Origin of the sequence: Streptomyces sp. NPDC127108, from assembly GCF_042677545.1 — a bacterium.
Taxonomy (GTDB): Bacteria; Actinomycetota; Actinomycetes; order Streptomycetales; family Streptomycetaceae; genus Streptomyces.
Genome location: NZ_JBHXTE010000021.1, coordinates 28,499 through 46,859 on the forward strand (window position 1 = coordinate 28,499; position 18,361 = coordinate 46,859).

General features: G+C 72.8%; 14 protein-coding genes. 5 read left to right on the forward strand and 9 right to left on the reverse strand.

Annotated elements, in window-relative coordinates; all coding sequences use genetic code 11:
- Positions 1–92 precede the first annotated feature (92 nt).
- Positions 93–860, forward strand: coding sequence for an IclR family transcriptional regulator (locus tag ACFVHO_RS19175; RefSeq protein WP_385715649.1), 768 nt, complete (start codon positions 93–95; stop codon positions 858–860).
- A gap of 301 nt (positions 861–1,161) precedes the next feature.
- The gene (locus ACFVHO_RS19180) at positions 1,162–2,538 is read left to right on the forward strand and encodes an SLC13 family permease (protein ID WP_385715652.1); all 1,377 of its coding nucleotides are present in this window, start codon (positions 1,162–1,164) and stop codon (positions 2,536–2,538) included.
- A gap of 62 nt (positions 2,539–2,600) precedes the next feature.
- Here ACFVHO_RS19180 and ACFVHO_RS19185 read toward each other — a convergent pair whose 3' ends face one another.
- Positions 2,601–4,184 (reverse strand): PTS ascorbate transporter subunit IIC, encoded by a 1,584-nt coding sequence (locus tag ACFVHO_RS19185; RefSeq protein WP_385715655.1) that lies wholly within the window; start codon positions 4,182–4,184, stop codon positions 2,601–2,603.
- Positions 4,185–4,201: 17 nt separating this feature from the next.
- Positions 4,202–5,032: a PTS sugar transporter subunit IIA gene (locus ACFVHO_RS19190; protein ID WP_385715658.1), complete on the reverse strand. Its 831-nt coding sequence runs from the start codon at positions 5,030–5,032 to the stop codon at positions 4,202–4,204.
- 167 nt (positions 5,033–5,199) lie between these two features.
- On the opposite strand from ACFVHO_RS19190, the gene ACFVHO_RS19195 reads away from it, so the two are divergent.
- Entirely contained in the window at positions 5,200–5,994 is a 795-nt protein-coding gene (locus ACFVHO_RS19195; RefSeq protein WP_385715661.1) for an SDR family NAD(P)-dependent oxidoreductase, read from the forward strand.
- 13 nt (positions 5,995–6,007) lie between these two features.
- Here ACFVHO_RS19195 and ACFVHO_RS19200 read toward each other — a convergent pair whose 3' ends face one another.
- Both ACFVHO_RS19200 and ACFVHO_RS19205 read right to left on the reverse strand, forming a co-directional pair.
- Positions 6,008–7,075, reverse strand: coding sequence for a hypothetical protein (locus tag ACFVHO_RS19200; protein ID WP_385715663.1), 1,068 nt, complete (start codon positions 7,073–7,075; stop codon positions 6,008–6,010).
- 128 nt (positions 7,076–7,203) lie between these two features.
- Complete coding sequence (locus ACFVHO_RS19205) at positions 7,204–8,358, reverse strand: epoxide hydrolase family protein (protein WP_385715666.1); 1,155 nt, start codon at positions 8,356–8,358, stop codon at positions 7,204–7,206.
- A 341-nt stretch (positions 8,359–8,699) separates the two neighbouring features.
- On the opposite strand from ACFVHO_RS19205, the gene ACFVHO_RS19210 reads away from it, so the two are divergent.
- Complete coding sequence (locus ACFVHO_RS19210) at positions 8,700–9,497, forward strand: arylamine N-acetyltransferase (protein WP_385715669.1); 798 nt, start codon at positions 8,700–8,702, stop codon at positions 9,495–9,497.
- A 242-nt stretch (positions 9,498–9,739) separates the two neighbouring features.
- On the forward strand, positions 9,740–11,098 hold the full coding sequence (locus ACFVHO_RS19215; protein WP_385715672.1) for a GNAT family N-acetyltransferase: 1,359 nt from the start codon (positions 9,740–9,742) through the stop codon (positions 11,096–11,098).
- Here ACFVHO_RS19215 and ACFVHO_RS19220 read toward each other — a convergent pair.
- From ACFVHO_RS19220 to ACFVHO_RS19240, 5 genes are all read right to left on the reverse strand, one after another.
- Positions 11,082–11,867: a dual specificity protein phosphatase family protein gene (locus tag ACFVHO_RS19220; protein WP_385715674.1), complete on the reverse strand. Its 786-nt coding sequence runs from the start codon at positions 11,865–11,867 to the stop codon at positions 11,082–11,084. The genes ACFVHO_RS19215 and ACFVHO_RS19220 overlap by 17 nt on opposite strands.
- A 168-nt stretch (positions 11,868–12,035) precedes the next feature.
- Positions 12,036–12,938: a hypothetical protein gene (locus ACFVHO_RS19225; RefSeq protein WP_385715676.1), complete on the reverse strand. Its 903-nt coding sequence runs from the start codon at positions 12,936–12,938 to the stop codon at positions 12,036–12,038.
- Positions 12,935–15,223: a PEP/pyruvate-binding domain-containing protein gene (locus ACFVHO_RS19230; RefSeq protein ID WP_385715678.1), complete on the reverse strand. Its 2,289-nt coding sequence runs from the start codon at positions 15,221–15,223 to the stop codon at positions 12,935–12,937. The genes ACFVHO_RS19225 and ACFVHO_RS19230 overlap by 4 nt, the downstream gene beginning before the upstream one ends.
- Before the next feature lie 175 nt (positions 15,224–15,398).
- On the reverse strand, positions 15,399–16,079 hold the full coding sequence (locus ACFVHO_RS19235; RefSeq protein ID WP_385715681.1) for a hypothetical protein: 681 nt from the start codon (positions 16,077–16,079) through the stop codon (positions 15,399–15,401).
- Positions 16,080–16,102: 23 nt separating this feature from the next.
- Positions 16,103–18,334 carry an MMPL family transporter gene (locus ACFVHO_RS19240; RefSeq protein ID WP_385715684.1) on the reverse strand — a complete coding sequence of 744 codons (2,232 nt, stop codon included), beginning with the start codon at positions 18,332–18,334 and terminating at the stop codon, positions 16,103–16,105.
- Positions 18,335–18,361 lie beyond the last annotated feature (27 nt).

Below are 18,361 nucleotides of genomic sequence, written 5' to 3' on the forward strand. Positions count from 1 at the left end.
GGATCTCCCCTCCATACTTGTGCCGTGAGGCGGCACAGCGTATCGTGATGCGGCACGACGCAGCATAGGTTCCGATCCGGAGGGGGTCAACGGTGCAGAACGTCCTGAACACCTTGCGCGTGCTGGAGGAGCTGGCGGTGCGCCAGCCCGTGGGCGTGGGGGACCTGGCACGCGCCATGGAGCTGCCGAAGAGCACCGTCCAGCGGGCGCTCGGCACCCTGCACACGGCGGGCTGGATCAAGCAGACGGGCGGCTCCCCCACGCGCTGGACGCTCACGACGAAGGCGCTGCTCATCGGGCGGCAGGCCACCGGCGAGCTGGACCTGCGGGACGTCGCCGTGCCGGTGATGGAGGAGCTGCGGCGCGCGGTGGACGAGACCGTGCACCTGGCCGTCGCGGAGGGCGAGCGGGTCGTGCTCGTGGAACGCCTGGAGACGACCCAGCCGGTACGGATCGTGCTCCCGCTCGGCCAGCACCTTTCCGGCCACGCGTCCGCCAACGGCAAGGCCATCCTCGCGGCCCGCTCCCCCGAGGCCGTCGAGCGCTACCTCACCCAGGGGCTGACGCGGTTCACGGACACGACGATCGACGACCCGGCCGCGCTGCGCGCCGAGCTGGAGACGGTCCGCGCCCGCGGCTACGCCCTCAACCAGGGCGAATGGCGCGACGACGTGTCCGCGGTCGCCGCCCCCGTACTCGGCCCCGACGGCTCGCCGGTGGCCAGCGTCAGCATCAACATGCCGAGCAGCCGCTGCGACCGCGACCGGCTCGTCGAGCTGGGCGAACACGTGCGCGCGGCGGCCCGGAAGATCAGCACGGCCCTCGGCCACCAGGCCCCGGATTCGGCCCGCGCGAGCTGAACCGGGCGCCGATCACCCCACAACCTCGGATGTGTCCGCGCCCCCTTGACGGGGCGTGACCACCGTCACATACTCGCCAACGTCGCATGGGAGTTCCGCATGACGGAACTCCAAGTCCACTCTGCGGACAGTCCGGGCTCTTGAGGCTGCCCGCTCACGGCAGGGGCGCGGCCTTTCTGTGCCCCTCTGCCCCCGGACGCCACCACGGGTCCCTCCCGCATGCCCACAGTCGGCCACAGCCCGCGCATCCAACCCGGGACCGCGCACCTGTGACCGCCGTCCGAAGGCGAGGACGTGTCACATGGCAGACCATCTCATCGCGATCGGCGCACTGGTACTCATCTTCACCATCTCCACCTTCACCTCCGTCCACATGGGGGCGCTCGCCCTCGTCGCCGCCTTCGCCGTCGGCTCGTCCGTCGCCGGCGAGAACGCGGACGACGTCTTCGGCGGCTTCCCCGGCGACCTCTTCGTCGTACTCGTCGGCGTCACCTTTCTATTCGCCATAGCGAAGAACAACGGCACCATCGAATGGCTCGTGCACGCCGCGACGCGCGCCGTCAGGGGTCGCATCGCGCTCATCCCCTGGGTCATGTTCCTCATCACCGCCTCCCTCACGGCCGTCGGCGCGGTCGTGCCCGCGGCCGTCGGCGTCATCGCCCCCATCGGCATGAGCTTCTGCGTCCGCTACGGGATCAGCCCGCTGCTCATGGGCCTCCTGGTGATCAACGGCGCCAGCGCGGGCGGCTTCTCCCCCGCCAGCGTCTTCGGCTCCATCACCAACGGCGTCGTCGAGCGGAACGACCTGCCCGGCAACCCCGGCCTGCTGTTCCTGATGTCGTTCCTGTTCAACGTCGCGCTCAGCGTCGTCGCTTACTTCTTGTTCGGCGGGCGGAGCCTGCTCGGGCGGCGGGCGGAGGACGGGAGCGGCGGCGGGGGTACGGGGGTCGGGGGCGTCCCGGCGACCGAGATGGCCGGGGGCGCCGGAAGCGCGCCCGCGACTGCCACGGGCACCGCTCCCGCGCCCGGCGGCACCACCACGGTAGCCTTCGCTCCCGCAACTGCCGACGTCGGCCCGCGCCTTGACCGGTCGCGCGCCCTGACCCTGCTCGGGCTGCTCGGCATGGTCGCGGGCGCCCTGTTCCTGGACTACAACGTCGGCCTGATGGCCTTCACGGTGGTCGTCGTCCTCACCCTCGTCGACGCCGACGCGGCGAAGGGTGCCGTCGACCGCTGCGCGTGGTCGACCGTGCTGCTGGTCTGCGGCGTCGTCACGTTCGTCGGCGTGATGGAGCGCATGGGCACGATCGACTGGCTCGGCGACAGCGTCGCGAAGATCGACTCACCGCTCCTCGGCGCCCTGTTGATCTGCCTCATCGGGGCCGTGGTCTCCGCGTTCGCCTCCACCACCGGCATCCTCGGCGCCCTGATCCCGCTCGCCGTACCGTTCCTGATGGACGGTCAGATCGGGGCGGTCGGACTCATCATCGCCCTCGCCGTGTCCTCGTCGGTCGTCGACTCCTCACCGCTGTCCACGAGCGGCGCGCTCGTGACCGCCAACGCCCCGGAGGAGCAACGCCCGCAGGTGTTCGGCGCGCTCATGAAGTGGGGGATGTCGATGGCCCTCATCGCGCCGGTTGCCACCTGGGCACTGTTCGTGGTGCCGGGGCAGGGCTGAGGGGGCGCGCTCCCGGGGCCGGACCGGGCGGGGCTTCGCCGGGCGGCCCTTCCCGGCGGCCCTCAGCCGTCCTGCCCGGGCGGCGGCGGAGGCTTCGGCGCGCCCGGCGGCGGAGCGATCTTCGCGTACGTCGCCGCCGGGCCCGCCCCGGAACCGGCCTCGGCGTCGGCCCCGGTGCCCGCGGTGGCCGCGTGGCCGAGGAGCGCGTCACGGCGGGCGCCGGGGTCCCAGCCGGTCTCCACCACCCGCTTCTGCATGACGATCGCGCCCGCCAGGATCACCGCGCCGATCACCAGCATCAGGATCGCGCCGCCCACGGCCCCCGCCTTGGCCGCGTTGCCCACGAGCGAGCCGAACCAGCCGAAGTCCGCGTCGCCGAACGTGGTGTTCTCCTTGCCGAAGGCGCCGAGGACCTTCAGGAGCAGCGCGGGCAGGAAGGTGATGAGGACGCCGTTCAGGAACGCGCCGACGACCGCGCCGCGCCGTCCGCCCGTCGCGTTGCCGTAGACCCCGGCCGCGCCGCCCGTGAAGAAGTGCGGCACGAGGCCGGGCAGCACGAGCGCCAGGCCGAAGGCGGGCTCGAAGATCCAGGCGAGCAGGCCGAGGCTGATCAGGCCGCCGACGAAGCTGGAGATGAAGCCGATGAGGACGGCGTTCTGCGCGTACGGGAACACGATCGGCGCGTCCAGGGACGGCACCGCGCCGGGCACGACGCGGTTCGCGATGCCCTGGAAGGCGGGCACCAGCTCGCCGAGGATCGTCCGGACGCCGAAGAGGATGACGGCGACGGCGATGCCGAACTGCAGGCCCTGCATGACCGATTGCATGATGTACGCGCCGACGTCGGGCGCGGCGGGGCCGCCGTCGGTGGCGAACGCCTTGAACGCGCTCTCCTTGCCGACCTTCGCGAGGAAGACGAGCGACATGATCAGGTAGATGAGGACCATGGACAGGGCCGTCGCCACCATGGAGTCGCGCAGGAAGCGCAGCCCCTCCGGCAGCTTCATGTCCTCCGTGGACCGGCTGCGGCGCCCGACGACCTGTCCGGTCGCACCGGCGACGACGTACCCGGCGGTGCCGAAGTGCCCGATCGCGACGGTGTTGTTGCCGGTGACGCGCTTCGTCCAGGGATGCGCGAAGGCGGGCATCGCGACCAGCATGATGCCGAGCAGGACGCCGCCGATGACGACCACGACCCAGGAGCGCTGCCCCGCGGTCGCGAGCACCATCGTCAACAGCGTCGCCATGAACAGCATGTGATGACCCGTCAGGAACACGTAGCGCAGCGGCGTGAAGCGGGCGAGGATCAGGCTGACGGCGAACCCGAGGATCATCAGCCAGGCCACCCGGGAGCCGTACTCGGCCTGGGCGATGCCGACGATGGCCTCGTTCGTCGGGATCACGCCGTGCGCGCCCGTCGAGCCCTGGATCATCTCGCCGAGCGGGGCGAGCGCGGCCACGACCAGCCCGGCGCCCGCGCCGATCAGCAGGAAGCCGAGGGTCGCCTTGATCGCCCCGCCGAGCACCTGGCCCGCCGACTTGCGCAGGGCGATCAGACCCGCGGCGGTGATGAGCCCGATCAAGTACGCGGGCTGACTGAGGATTTCGTTGACCAGGAACTTCGCTACGGAGACCAGCCAGTCCACGGCTCTCCCCCCTCTTTCTAGACGTCGTACGTGTCCCGCAGGACACGATCGGCCTCGGTGGTGGAGGTGAAGTCGTCGACGACCCGCACGGGGACGCCGACGTCGCCGAGGGTCTTGGCGATCTCCCGGGACGTGAGGATGGCGACGGCCTCGGAGGCCTTGCCCTTGGCGGAGATCGTGTCGGTGGCCTCGACGGTCACGTACCGGCCCCAGCCCCAGCGGTCCAGGACCTGCTCCAGGGTGTTCTTCAGGAAGAGGCTGGTGCCGAGTCCGTTGCCGCAGACGGTGAGGATCTTGTGCACGGCGGGCCCGGCGGCGGCCGCGGGCGCGGCAGCGGCACCTTCGGCACCCGCACCGGCATCAGGACCAGGACCAGCCCCCGCGGCTTCCCCGGCCCCCGTCTCCCCCGCGAGGATCCCCCGCACCGCCGCCGGCGTCGGGGCCACCCGCAGGGCCTCCGCCGTCTCCGGGTCCGCGAGCAGCCGGGCCAGGGACGCCATCGCGTCGGTGTGCGCGGTGGCGTCCTCGGCGGCGAGGGCCACCACGAGGCCGACGGGGTCGTTCGTCTCGTGCCCGAACTCCACCGGCCGCGCGAGCCGCACCCACGCCATGCCCGTGCGCAGCACCGCGGGCGAGGGCCGGGCGTGCGCGAAGGCGAGGCCCGGGGCGAGGACGATGTACGGTCCGCTGTCCTCGACGGTCCGGATCATCTCCTCGGTGTACGCGTCCGTGCCGCTGCCCGTCGCCACGAGCAGGTCGCCCGCGGCGCCGATCGCGGCGCGCCAGTCCTCGGCCACGACGTCGAGACGGATCGCCTCGACGGGCAGGAGATCGCTCACAGACACCATGTGGTTGATCGTTTCACAGCCCGCCCGACCTGGCAGGGCCTGCGGCGCCGAACGGCGCGTATGCCAACCGGTTCGGCCGACCGCCTGGCGCGCGGCCGCCGCTGGGGCAGGATGGCTCACGGACAAGGACACCGCTCGACACCACGACGGCAGAGAAGGTGCACAACGTGCTGATCGACCTCGTCGGAAAGTCGGCCCTGGTCACGGGCTCGACCCAGGGAATCGGAGCCGCGATCGCCGCGGGTCTGGCCCGCGCCGGAGCACGCGTTTCGGTGAACGGACGTACGAAGGAGTCCGTCGACGCCGCCCTCCAGCGGCTGCGCGCGGCGGACCCCGACGCGGAGCTGGTGGCGGCTCCTGGTGACATCACCACCGACGAAGGGCTGGAGCAGGTGGTCTCCGCCCTTCCGCAGGCGGACATCCTGGTCAACAACCTGGGCGTTTTCGGGGCCATGCCCGCCCTGGACATCCCCGACGCCGAATGGCGCCGGTACTTCGAGGTCAACGTGCTCGCCGCGGTGCGGACGACGCGCGCGTACCTGCCGGGGATGAAGGAGCGCGGCTGGGGCCGGATCCAGAACATCGCCAGCGACTCGGCCGTCGTCATCCCCGCCGAGATGATCCACTACGGCATGTCCAAGACCGCGCTGCTCTCGGTGTCCCGCGGCTTCGCCAAGGAAGCCGCGGGCACCGGCGTGACCGTCAACTCCGTCATCGCCGGACCGACGCACACCGGCGGGGTGGAGGACTTCGTGTACGAGCTGGTCGACCGTGACCTCCCCTGGGACGAGGCGCAGCGCGAGTTCATGCGTCTGCACCGGCCCCAGTCGCTGATCCAACGGCTCATCGAGCCCGAGGAGATCGCGAACATGGCGGTCTATCTGAGTTCTCCCCTGGCCTCCGCGACCACGGGCGGTGCGGTCCGGGTGGACGGCGGGTACGTCGACTCGATCCTGCCCTGAGCCGACCGGCGGATCAGCGCGCCCCGGACGCCTTCCGCAGCGCGGTGATGCAGGTGTTGATGGCCTGCTGGAGCTCTTCGAGGCGCTGGACCATGTCGTCCTCGTAGATGTCGTCGAAGTCGACGGCGTCGTCGAGGGTCAGCTCCTCGAAGACCTTGGTGGCCTTCTGCAGGCTGCTGTAGAACTTCGTGCGCCGCTCCTGGACACGCAGCTCGGGGTCGGCCTCGACGGTCTCGGCGACGAGGGTCTTCACCGTGTCGTACGCCTCGGCGGCCCACTCGCCGGCCTCTTCGGTGTCGTCGAGTTCGTCGAGGAGGGACAGGTGCCGCTCGGCCTCGGCGCGCAGTTCGGCGGGCGCGTCGAGCTTCTGCCCTGCGGGCGTGCGGATCTGGCCCTCCTCGCCGACCTTGCGCACGTACTCGATGCGGTCCGCGGCCCTGGTCTCGCCCGCCACGGCCTTCTTCAGATCGTCGGTGCGGGCGATGTCACGGGCCAGCTCGGTCTGGAGGGCCGGGTCCTCCTTGAGGCGGTCGAGCAGCGCGTGCCGGGCGGCCTGGGCGGTGGAGGGGTCGGCGAGGATCGCGGCGCGCAGCGCGGTGGGGTTCTCGGCGACCTCCAGGGCCTTGGTCGGGCGGATGCCCTCGGCCTCGGCCGCGGCGGTGATCGCGGTGCCGCGCGCGGAGGTGGCGCTGGAGCGCGGCACGTAGTACGTCAGCCAGACGTCGGCTTCGGGCAGTTCGACGTCCCCGCCGGGCGTCAGCGCCTCGAAGTGCGGCACGAGGCCGTCGTCGGCGGCCTTGTCCCAGGCCTTGTAGTACCGCATGACGCGCTCGGCGGAGCACCCGGCGAGCTCGGCGAACTCCTTCGCGGAGACCTTCGGCGTGCCCTCGGCGACCTGCCCGCCGGGCCGCACGCTGCGGGCCACCTTCAGGCCGAAGGTCCAGCCGCCGGTGCGGGCGTAGGCGCCGAAGTCGCGGGCGTCGCGCTCCACGAGTTCCCGAGTGCCGACCGGGTCCGCTTCCCGACTGTCGGCCGGTTCGGCGGTTTCGGCGGTTTCGGGCACCACGATGGCTACGCTCACTGATTACTCTCCGGGGTGGGTCACACGCTGCAAGGAAGCAGCAGGAAACGGAACGTACATCCTATATCGACCCTCGCGCTCCCGAGCCCCGTCCGGAGCCCGGGAGCGCGGCCACTGCCGGACGAGCCCTAGCCGGCCCGCCTCAACGGCCCGAAGAACGCCTGCAGTTCGGCGGCGACCTGGTCGGGCTCCTCATGCGCCATGAAGTGCCCGCCGCGTCCCGGCGTGTTCCAGTGGCGCAGGTCGGCGAAGACGCGCTCGGCGAGGCTCTTCGGGTAGTCCGCGTACGCGGGTTCGTGGCTGAGGGTGACGGCGGCGGGCACGGTGATGCGCGGCACCAGCTTGTTCAGGTGGTAGTCGTAGTACTGCCGGAAGGACGAGCCGATGCTGCCGGTGGCCCAGTAGAGCGTGGCGACGGTCAGGAGGGTGTCCCGGTCCCAGCGGCGCGCGACGTCGCCGTCGCAGTCGCTCCAGTCCCGGTACTTGTCGACGATCCACGCGAGCAGCCCGGCGGGCGAGTCCATGAGCGCGGCGGCGATCGTGTCGGGCCGGGTGCACATGATCTCGCTGTAGCCCTGGTCCCCGGCGTCGTACGCGGCAAGCGCGTCCAGGTACGTCTGCTCCGCGGGCGTCGGCGGCTCCTCATCGAAGTCCGCGCTGACCAAGGCGGACGTGACGTGCACGCCGGCGACCTGCTCCGGGTACAGCGCGCCCAGCCACTGGGTGACGCCGCCGCCGATGTCGCCGCCGAACGCCCCGTAGCGGTCGTAGCCGAGGGCCTCGGTCATGAGGGAGTGCCAGATCTCGGCGGTGCCCCGGCGCGTGAACGGCCCCTGCGGCAGGCCGGAGTAGAGGAATCCGGGCAGCGAGGGCACGACCACGTCGAAGGCGTCGGCGGGGTCGCCGCCGTGCGCGGCCGGGTCGGCGAGGCGCCGGGCGACGCGCAGCATCTCGACGAAGCTGCTCGGCCAGCCGTGGCTGAGCACGAGCGGCAGCGGCGCCGGGGCGCCCTCGGGACGCCGGGCGCGCAGATGGATGAAGTGCACCGGGGATCCGGCGACTTCGGCGATCCGGTGCGGGAATTCGTTCAGGGCGGCCTCGGCGGTGCGCCAGTCGAAGCCGTCGGCCCAGTACGCGACGAGTTCACGCAGGTGGGCCGGGTCGGTGCCCGCCGCCCAGTGGGAGGTGTCGGACGCGGTGGTGAAGCGGGTGCGGGTCAGTCGTGCGCGCAGGTCGCTGAGGACGTCGTCGGGCACGGCGATCCGGAAAGGCGTGACAGTCATGGTTCCTTCGCTCAGGAGTGCTTCGATGCGATGACATTCGACGCTTGGACCAGACGGGGCCAAGCGGGGCGCTCCTGCGCTGCTGCCGTACGGCTCAGACGCGTACGGCGGTCAGGAGGGCCCGGACTGTGGTGCGGTCGGCTGAGTGCTTGCGCATCTGGGTCACCTCCCTCTCTGGGACACGCGCGGATTCGGTGCCGCGCGGCGTAGATCGACTATACCCACGAGCCGGGGCCGTGGGCCATCCGGTTCGGGGGCACTTTGGACCTAGGTCCGGGGACGGAGTCCTCTCCCGCCCCCGGTCGGTGGCCGTGGCGGCGGGCCCCGGTGAGACTTGCCCCATGGATACCGCCCGGACAGCCGCCTATCTGCGCCGCATCGGCGTCGACCGCCCCGCAGCCCCGACCTCGTCGGCCCTGCGCGCGCTGCACCTCGCCCATCTGCGCAGCGTCCCCTTCGAGAACCTCGCCATCCACCTCGGCCAGGAAGTGGACCTCGACGAGGAGGACTTGGTGGCGAAGGTCGTCGACGAACGCCGCGGCGGGTTCTGCTACGAACTCAACGGCGCGTTCGCGGCGCTCCTCACCGCGCTCGGCTTCGAGGTCACGCTGCTCCAGGCCCGGGTGTACGGCGACGACGGCCGCCCCGGCATCCCCTACGACCACCTGGCGCTGAGGGTGCGTACCGAGGACGGCGGCGACTGGCTCGCCGACATCGGCTTCGGCACCCACAGCCACTTCCCGCTCGACCTCACCGAGCGCGGGGACCAGGACGACCCCGGCGGCACGTTCCGCGTAGTGGAGACGTCCGACGGCGACCTCGACGTCCTCAAGGACGGCAAGCCGCAGTACGTGCTCGACAGACGCCCCCGGGAGCTGGCCGAGTTCACGGCCGGGGCGTGGTACCACCGCACGTCCCCGAAGTCGCACTTCACCCGGTCCACCGTGTGCACGCTGGTCACCGAGACGGGCCGGGTCACCCTCAGCGGTTCCAAGCTCACCGTCACCACCGGCGCGGAGCGGGACGTCACGGAACTGGCCACCGACGCCGAGATCCTCGCCGCGTACGAGAAGCACTTCGGGATCGCTCTGGACGAGGTGCCGCGGGTGGCGAAGCCGGTCCGTGTCGGCGGGCGCTGACGGCGCCAGGGGAACGGTGTGTGGCGCGAGGCACCCGGAGGATGATCTTCCGGGTGGGTTCGGCGCGGCCGCCCGGCGTCCTGTGACAAGACACGCGGCGGCTCGGCGGGGCGCGCCCGGGCCCGCTCCCGGAGCACGGGCGGACCCCTTTGTCCAGCCCTCTTGGCGGGAATCGAACGCGGATGCTGGCGGTGATGTTCATCGCGGCATTCGCGGCCTTTCCGGCCTTAGGCTGCTGCACTGTGAAGAGACACATACCTTTCGAACGGCTGCACAACTTCCGTGACCTGGGCGGCTATGTCACTGAGGACGGCCGTGCGGTGCGCTGGGAGCAGGTGTACCGGTCCGACTCGCTGAGCAAGCTGCGGGACGCCGACTGGGACCGCTTCCTCGCCCTGGGTGTCCGCACCGTCATCGATCTGCGCCACCCGTGGGAGATCGAGGCGAAGGGCCGGGTGCCCGAGCACCCGACGCTCGCCTACCACCGGCTGAGCACCGAGCACCGCGCCCGCTCCCAGCCGTCGCCGGGCCCCGACGCGGTGCTGGTCCCCCACCTCCGCGAGCGTTATCTGGCGATGGCCGAGGACGGCGTGAAAGAGCTGCGCCGCGCCCTCGAAGTGCTCGCCGACGACGACTCCGGTCCGGTGGCCTTCCACTGCGCGTCCGGCAAGGACCGCACCGGCCTGCTCGCCGCCCTCGTGCTCGCCCTGCTCGGCGTGGCCGAGGCCGACATCGTCGAGGACTACGCGCTCACCGAGCTCGCCACGGACCGCTTCCTCGCGGACTGGCGCGCCGACCACCCCGAGGGCGAGCCGCCTTGGCTCGGCTTCGGGCGCGCGCCCGCCGAGGTGATGCGTCTCTTCCTCGCGGGCATGTCCGAGCGGTACGGGTCCCTGCGCGCGTACGCCGAGCAACTCCTCGGCGCCGACGCGGAGTCGGTGGCCGCACTGCGTCGCAAGCTCCTGGAACCGGCGGCGGGGCGCGAGCTCTCCTTCCGGCGCGCCGACGAGTCCGACGTCCCCGTCCTCGTACGGCTGCGGGACGAGGCGGCCCGCTGGCAGATCGCGCAGGGCATCGCACAGTGGAAGCCGGGCGAGCTGGGCGAGGAGCACTTCCGGGCGCGGCTCGTGGACAGCGAGATCTGGATCGCGACGCTCGGCCCGGACGGCCCGGTCGCGGGCGCCTGGGAGCTGTGGTGGGACGACCCGGCGGCCTGGGGTCCGCAGCCGCCCACGGCCGGGTACGTGCACCGTCTGATGACCGACCGCCGTGTCGCGCCGCCCGGCACCGGCCGCCGCATGCTGGAGCACGCCGAGCGCCGCGTCCGCGCCGCGGGGCGCAGCCTGTGCCGCCTCGACTGCCGCGCCAACAACCCGCGGCTGCGGGCGTACTACGCCTCCGCGGGCTTCGAGGTCGTCGGCGAGCAGCCGTCGAAGGACGGCGGTGTGGCCGGGCGCTTCGCGGCGACGCTGCTGCAGAAGCGGGTCCGCGAGGACGAACGGCGGCTCGGCGAGCGCGCGGCCGACGGCCGGCAGTTGTCGGCCGAGGGCGGCGCGGTGCTTTTCCGCGGCGCCGTGTGGCGGCTCAAAGCGACGCTTTGATCCTGCGCGGCGCATCGGCGAGTCGGCTGACCAGCGAGACCACTCCGGGCGGCTGCCGGCTCGCGTGCCGGTCGGCGCTCAGCACGTAGTAGATCTGCTCCAGCGAGGGCGGGCCCACGGCGACCGTGCGCAGCGCCGCCTGGCCGGGCGTCGCCTGGCCGGTGCGGACCAGATACGCGGCGGTCATCGAGCCGGTGCGACCGACGCCCGCGCCGCAGTGCACGAAGACCGGACCGCGCGCGTCCGCGACGACGCGCAGGAACCGGTCGACCTGGCGGCCGTCGGGAGTCTGGCCGTCGCGGATCGGCATGCGGACGACGTGCAGCCCGGCGCGCTTCGGCTGGGCGAGCGCCGCGGTGCTCAGGTCTTCCGCGCGCAGGTCCACGACGGTGTGGATGCCGTGTGCGACGAGCGCGCGGTAGCCCGCCTCGCTGGGCGCGGAGCCGCGCCACAGCCGGTCGTCGACCTGCTGGAAGTGCCGGATGCCCGCCAACTCACCGTCGGCCGGGGCGTGTTCACCCGCCCAGGCCGACACCGCGAGCACGCCGAGAGCCGAGGTGAGCCAGAAGACGGTGTAGCCGAGGACGCACAGGCCGACGGTCTTCAGCGCCCGGCGGGCCAGCGGACGGCGCGGCGTGAGCCCGGCACGCGTCCTGGCTCCGGCGGCGCGCACCGCGCCGAACAGGACGGCGGCGCGGGCCCTCGGGGACCCGGGCGGGGACGGCGCGGGGGACGAGGTGGGGGGCGGGGAAGAGGGGACGGAAGACAAGCGGTCACCACCTGATGGGGCACGCACGGGCGCACACCAGCACGGGACGGGGAGGGAACAAAGACGCCTTTCAGGCTACCCGCGCGCGAGCGGCCCCGGGACCTCGCCCGACCGCCCCAGCAGCCCCCATGACCTCGCCACCACGCCCTGGCATCAAGGGAGTTGGCCTCACCCGGATGTCTGGCTCTCGCCGAGGACCCGCGCGCGAGTGCGGTGGGCCGTCGCGTCGGTCAGGCAGCCGCTGAGGCGCATCACGTCGTGCTCGGACAGGGCGGGGCGGATGACTCCGGCCCAGACGTCCGTGTCGAGGCGGGTCAGCGGGGCCCGCACGTTGAGGACGGCGGTCGAGCGGCGGCACCGCTCCCACAGCTCGCGGGCGGCCAGGGCGCGGGCGTTCGCGTCGTCGCTGCCGTGCACCTCGACCTGGTAGACGAGGGTGGTCGCGGCCGAGCCCGACGCCTTGCCCGGGCGGGTCTGCGTGGCGTCGGACAGCGTGTCCACCAGGAGGGCGAGGAGCAGTCCGCACGCCGCGACCACGACGGTCGCCAGGAGCGTCCGCGCGGTGCGGGGGCGCGGCACGGCGGGCCTGCCCTCCAACTCCGGGGCCCTGCCGAGGAGTTCGGGCGGCGGAGCGGTCAGTGCCGTCAGGCGCCCGGCGAGCCTGCGCTCCGCCCCGGGCCGGGCGGTGGCCGTCGAGATCCGCTGGACGACCCAGGCGACCCCGGACAGCAGCACCCCGGCCGCCATCAGGACGGGCACGAAGACGTACGTGCGGTGGGCGCCGTCGGGGGCGCGCGGCTCCAGCCAGCGGAACCGCGCGTCCGGTTCCGCGCCGGACTCCCGCAGCCGCCGCCACACCTCCTCGGTGCGCTCCCCCGTGTCGGCGATCCGGCGTTCCAGGCGGCCGATGCGGCTCAGGAGCACCGCGCAGACGAGCAGGCCCTCGACGACCAGGAGCAGCACGCCGCAGATGAGGGCGCGCTGCCACTCCCAGCGGGTGAGGTAGACGACGCTGTAGGTGGCGGCCGCGGCGGCGGTGAGGCCGCCGAAGAGATAGCTCACGTACTTCATGACGCCATGCCCTCCCGGTAGTCGGGGCAGTCGGGCGGGACGGCTCCGCGCGCGTCCCCGTCGCGGGAGCACGGCGGCACGTCGGATCCGGCACCGGCCCTGGACGCTCCCGCGCCGCGCTCGGCGACTTCCCCGCCGACGGCCTCGACGCCGCCCGGCCGGGCCGCCTCCGCCCCGGCCGCACCCGCCACGCCCGCCTCGGTGTCCGGGGGCTCCGCCACGGCCGCCACCCGCACCACCTCCACCTCGCCCGTCCCCCCGTCCACGGAGAGCCGCGTCCCCTCCGGGAAGCGGCCCTGCGCGTCGGGGACGCCCACCGCCGTGGGCACCCGGTACTCGCGGGCGAGGACGGCGAGGTGGGACAGGACGCTGCCGGTCTCGGCGACCAGGCCGGTGAGTCCGGGCAGCAGCGGCGCGAAGGCCGGGTCGAGGGTGCGGACGACCAGGACCGGGTGCCGGGGCGGCGTGCCCGTGCCGTGCCAGGCGGCGCCCGAGCCGAAGCCGCCGCCCGCGCCCTGGCCGGGGCTCTCCTTGCGGCGCCCGCCCGGTTCGGGCACGGGGCATCCCGCGGCGAGGCGGAAGGCTGCGGGCAGGGCGGGGCGGTGCGGGCGGGGCAGCCGTTCGGGCAGGTCGGCGGGGAGGCCCGCGCCGTCGCTCGCGGCCGTCAGCTCGGTCCAGCGCAGCAGGGCGACGCGGCACGGGTCGTCGATGAGTCCGGCCGCCGTGAAGCGCTGGGCTATCTCGTGCACCATGGCGGCCTGCATCTCCTGCACCCAGCGCACACGCAGGCGCAGGCCCTCACGCGCGGGAAGGGCCGCCGTGCCGCGCGGCACCCCGGCCCACGCGGTGCGCGCGGGCAGCGGCGGGCGCGGGCCGAGCGAGGGCGGCAGCAGGGAAAGGAGCACCGGGTGTCGGGCGACCAGGCGCGCGTCGTCGGGTTCGGCGGCGCGCGCCTCGGACAGGACGGCCAGCGCCTCGCCGGCCGCGGTGGCACCCGAGCCCTGCGCCAACAGGGCTCCGGCCAGGGACTCCTGGGCGTGGAGCGAGGCCAGGACCGTACGGCCCCAGGACACGGCGGCGAACAGCCGTCCGCTCAACATCGCCTCGGGGGGCGGCAGTTCGCTCAAGTACCGGTCCACGTCGGCCATGAGGTCGACGGCGAGCATCGGCAGGGCGGCGCGCAGGCGCCCGGTCCGCCAGGCCGCGGCGGCGCGGCGGGCGCCCGGGGCGGGGTTGAGGAAGGCGAGGACGGGGCGGCGGGAACGGGCCGCGCCGAGGAGGCGCAGGTCGGCGGCGGCACGCCCGTCGACGGTGGTGACGACGGGGAGTCGGCGCAGCTGCCCGCGCGGGGCCGAGCCCGTGAGGTCGAGGGCCAGCGTCAGGCCGTACGACATGGGGGCGAGCCACAGGTCCTCCTCCAGCGGCTGTACGACGTCGGGGAAGGTCTCGGCCACCGGGCCGGGGCCGAGCAGGCGGGCGCCGGGGGGCGGGGCCGAGGGCATCGCGGTGATGGGGCGGGTCTGGAACAGCCACAGCCGGTCGTCGCCGTCGAAGCCGAACTCGATGTCCTGCGGGCCGCCGAACTCCCGCTGGGCCAGGCGCGCGAGACGCACCAGACGGCGCAGTCGGCCGTGGTCGAGGAGGCGGGTGCCGCGCGGTTCGGCGGGTTCGGTGCGGACCAGGCGGGCGTGCCGGGTGAGGTGGTAGCGGACGCCGTCGGCGCTGCCGTCGACCAGTCGGTCGGGGCCGCCGGGCACGGCGCTGACGAGCACCCGGTCGTACCGCCCCGTGAGCGGGTCCGCGCCGAACATCACGCCGCCGACGACGGCGCGCACCATGGGCTGCACGAGGACGGCCATGTCCGCGCGGGCGGCGCCGTCGCCGCCGCGGTCCGGCACGTGCCGTACGGGGACGCGGCGCGCGGAGCGCAGCACCCGCCGCACGGCGTCGGTGAACGCGTCCCAGCCGTGCACGTCGAGGACCGTCTCGAACAGGCCCGCCAGGGACGACTCGGCGCCGTCCTCGTGCGCGGACGAGGACCGCACGACCAGTGGTCGCGCACCTTCTTCGCTCAACTCGCTCCAGGCGCGCCGCAGTTCGCTCTCGCCCCGGTGCGCTTCGGCGGTGTCTCCCGCGGTCGCCACGACGAAGCCGGGCAGCACCGGCAGCCCCGCTCCCGCGGCCCGCGCCAGATGTGCCGCCTTCGCCCCCGCGATCCGGACGTCCCGTGCCCGCCGGGCATCCAGAGCGACCACCGCGAGCCGGTCCCCGTCGACCCCGATCATGGTCAACCTCCTCCGGCAGCCGGGCTGAAAACGGTCCAGCCCTTAGCACGGACGCCTGTCGTCACACCGAAGTTGACTTCACGGACACGTGAATCGAGCCGAATCACCTCTTCGGCGCCTTTCCTCGCCGAATCAGCGTCAAATCAGTGTCAAATCAGCGTGACATCACTGCCGTTCAGGGCTTTTCGGCGTCCCGGAGGTGGTCGAGCACGAGGCGCCCGCGCGGTGACAGGCGGTAGCCGACGTCGAGGCTCTCGGTCAGGCCGCGCTCCTTCAGCTTGCGCACGTCCGCCTTGAAGCGGAGCGTCTCGCGGCCCGCCCGCGCGGCCAGGTCGGCGGCGCGGACGGCGGGGTGCGCGGCGATGAGTTCGAGGGTGGCGGTGGTCCACGGGCCGTGGCCGCTGCGGGCGTCCATGCGGGCGAGGGCGGTGGTGACGGCGTCCAGGTCGGCCGCGGTCAGGTCCGTGTCCTCGCGCAGGCCGACGCGGGGGTCGGCACCGACGCGGCGGAGGGTGACGCGGTAGAGGGCGCGGTCGGCGCCGGGGCGCTGGTCGGCGAGGAGGCTCGCGCGGTCGGGGTATCCGGCGCGGCGGGCGTCCCGGTCGGTGACGGCGCTCTCCTCGACGGCGTCCACCGCGTCGACGGCGAGTACGCCGACGGCGGTACGCAGCCGGGTGCCGGGCCGGACGGCGGGCCTGACCCAGCGCCGGAACGCCAGGTCGACATCACCGGCGGCGATCCTGGCCAGGGTCTCCTGGGTGAACAGCACGGGCACCTCCGGGGTCGCGCCGAGGACAGTCTCCACCCGCGGGGCCGCGGGCGCACAGCAGAGCGGCCCGGTGACCGCGAAGGTCACCGGGCCGCCTTGTCACTGACAGGTCAGCGCACGCGCTGCAGCTCACGCTCGGGGTCGCTGTACGGCGCGGGTCCGCCGTTCACGTCACCGAGCTGCTTGTGCAGCTTCTCGCCCTCCACGTCCACGTTCGGGAGGATCTTGTTCAGCCAGCGCGGCAGCCACCAGGCGGACTTGCCGAGCAGCGCGAGCACCGCGGGCACGATCGCCATGCGGACCACGAAGGCGTCGAAGAGGACCGCCGAGGCGAGGCCGAAGCCCATCATCTTGATCATGTCGTCGTTCTCCATGATGAAGCCGGAGAAGACGCTGATCATGATGACCGCCGCGGCGGCGACGACGCGACCGCTGTGCGTGAAGCCGGTCACGATGGCCTCGCCCGGGCGGGCCCCGTGGACGTACGCCTCACGCATACGCGTCACGAGGAACACCTCGTAGTCCATCGCCAGACCGAAGACCACACCGATCATGAAGATCGGCATCATGCTCATGATCGGGCCGGGCTGGTCGACACCGAAGACGTCGGCGAGGTGGCCCTGCTGGAAGACCGCCACGACCGCGCCGAGCGCCGCGAGGACCGACAGGAGGAAGCCGAGGGCCGCCTTCAGCGGGACCAGGATGGAGCGGAAGACCAGCATCAGGAGCAGGAAGGCCAGGCCGACGACGAGAGCCAGGTACGGGATCAGGGCGTCGTCGAGGGTCTGCGAGAAGTCGATCGTCATGGCCGTGGAGCCGGTGATCAGGACCTCGGCCCCGGTCTTGGACTCGACGTCGCTGATGTCCGAGCGGATCTTCTTGACCAGCTTCTCGGTGTCGGCGTCGCTCGGGCCGGTCTTCGGCACGGCGGTCATCGTCGCCGTGTTGTCTTCCTTGTTCGGCGCGGCCGGGGTGACGGTGACGACGCCGTCGAACTTCTTGAGCGCGTCGCCGACGTCCTTCGCGGCGGCGCCCGCGCCCTTGCCGTCCTTGTCGACGACGACCGTGAGCGGGCCGTTGAAGCCCTTGCCGAAGGAGTCCGACAGCATGTCGTACGCCTTGCGCTGGGTGGTGTCCGTGGCGAACGTGCCCTCGTCGGGCAGGCCGAGCTCCAGCTTGGCGGCCGGGGCCGCGATGGCACCGAGGCCGACGACGGCGAAGAGCAGCACGATCAGCGGGCGGCGCAGCACGAACCGGGCCCAGCGGGTGCCGAGCTTCGGCTTGCCGTGCGCGTCGGCGTGCGGCGTGCCGAACGGCTTCTTGCGGTCCTTGCGGCGCAACACCTTGCGGCGGCCGAAGCCGAGCAGCGCCGGGATCAGGGTGAGCGCGATCAGCACGGCGATGACGACCGTGCCGGCCGCGGCCATGCCCATCTTGGTGAGCAGCGGGATGTTGACGACCATGAGGCCGGCGAGCGCGATGACGACGGTGAGTCCGGCGAAGACGACGGCGGAGCCGGCGGTTCCGACGGCGCGGCCCACCGCGTCCTCGGGTTCGCGTCCTTCGGCTATCTCGGCTCGGTAGCGGGACACGATGAACAGCGCGTAGTCGATGCCGACCGCGAGACCGATCATCATGGCGAGCGTCGAGGTGGTGCTGGACAGCTCGAGGGTGCTGGCGAGCGCCGTGATGCTGGAGATGCCGATGCCCACGCCGATGAGGGCGGTGAGAATGGGCATGCCCGCGGCGATCATCGAGCCGAAGGTGATGAGCAGGACCACCGCGGAGACGCCGATGCCGATCAGCTCGGCGCTGCCGCCCATGGACTGCTCGCTCGGAACGGCGTCACCGCCCGCCTCGACGGTCAGGCCGTCCTTGCGCGTGTCCTTCAGAAGCTTTTCGAGGGCTTCCTTGTTCTTGTCACTCAGCTCGGTGCCGGTGACCTTGTAGGACACGGTCGCGTAGACGGTGGTCTTGTCCTTGCTGACGGCCCCCGCCTTGAACGGGTCGTCGACCTTGGAGACCTTCGGGCCCTTGCCCAGGTCGGCGACGAGCTTGTCGACCCTGGCCTTGTTCTCCCCGGCGGTGATCTTCTCGCCGTCCGGGGCGCGGACCACCACGCGGGCGGTGGCACCGTCGGACTTGCTCTGCGGGAAGCGCTCGTCGAGCAGGTCGAAGGCCTTCTGCGACTCCGTGCCCGGCATGGAGAACGTGTCGGCGGGTGCTGCGGGGGCTGCCGAGGCGGCGAAGCCGGCGCCTACGAAGAGCAGCACCCATATGAGTGCCATCCACCAGCGCCGTCTGAACGCAAGACGGCCCAGCTTGTAGAGGAACGTAGCCACGGCGAAAGAGACCCCCGTCGGGATTGG

Excerpts from the sequence above, each read along its gene's own strand:
- ACFVHO_RS19180 (WP_385715652.1), top strand. The coding sequence starts at position 1,162 with ATGGCAGACCATCTCATCGCGATCGGCGCACTGGTACTCATCTTCACC.
- ACFVHO_RS19190 (WP_385715658.1), bottom strand. The coding sequence starts at position 5,032 with ATGGTGTCTGTGAGCGATCTCCTGCCCGTCGAGGCGATCCGTCTCGAC.
- ACFVHO_RS19205 (WP_385715666.1), bottom strand. The coding sequence starts at position 8,358 with ATGACTGTCACGCCTTTCCGGATCGCCGTGCCCGACGACGTCCTCAGC.
- ACFVHO_RS19210 (WP_385715669.1), top strand. The coding sequence starts at position 8,700 with ATGGATACCGCCCGGACAGCCGCCTATCTGCGCCGCATCGGCGTCGAC.
- ACFVHO_RS19225 (WP_385715676.1), bottom strand. The coding sequence starts at position 12,938 with ATGAAGTACGTGAGCTATCTCTTCGGCGGCCTCACCGCCGCCGCGGCC.
- ACFVHO_RS19230 (WP_385715678.1), bottom strand. The coding sequence starts at position 15,223 with ATGATCGGGGTCGACGGGGACCGGCTCGCGGTGGTCGCTCTGGATGCC.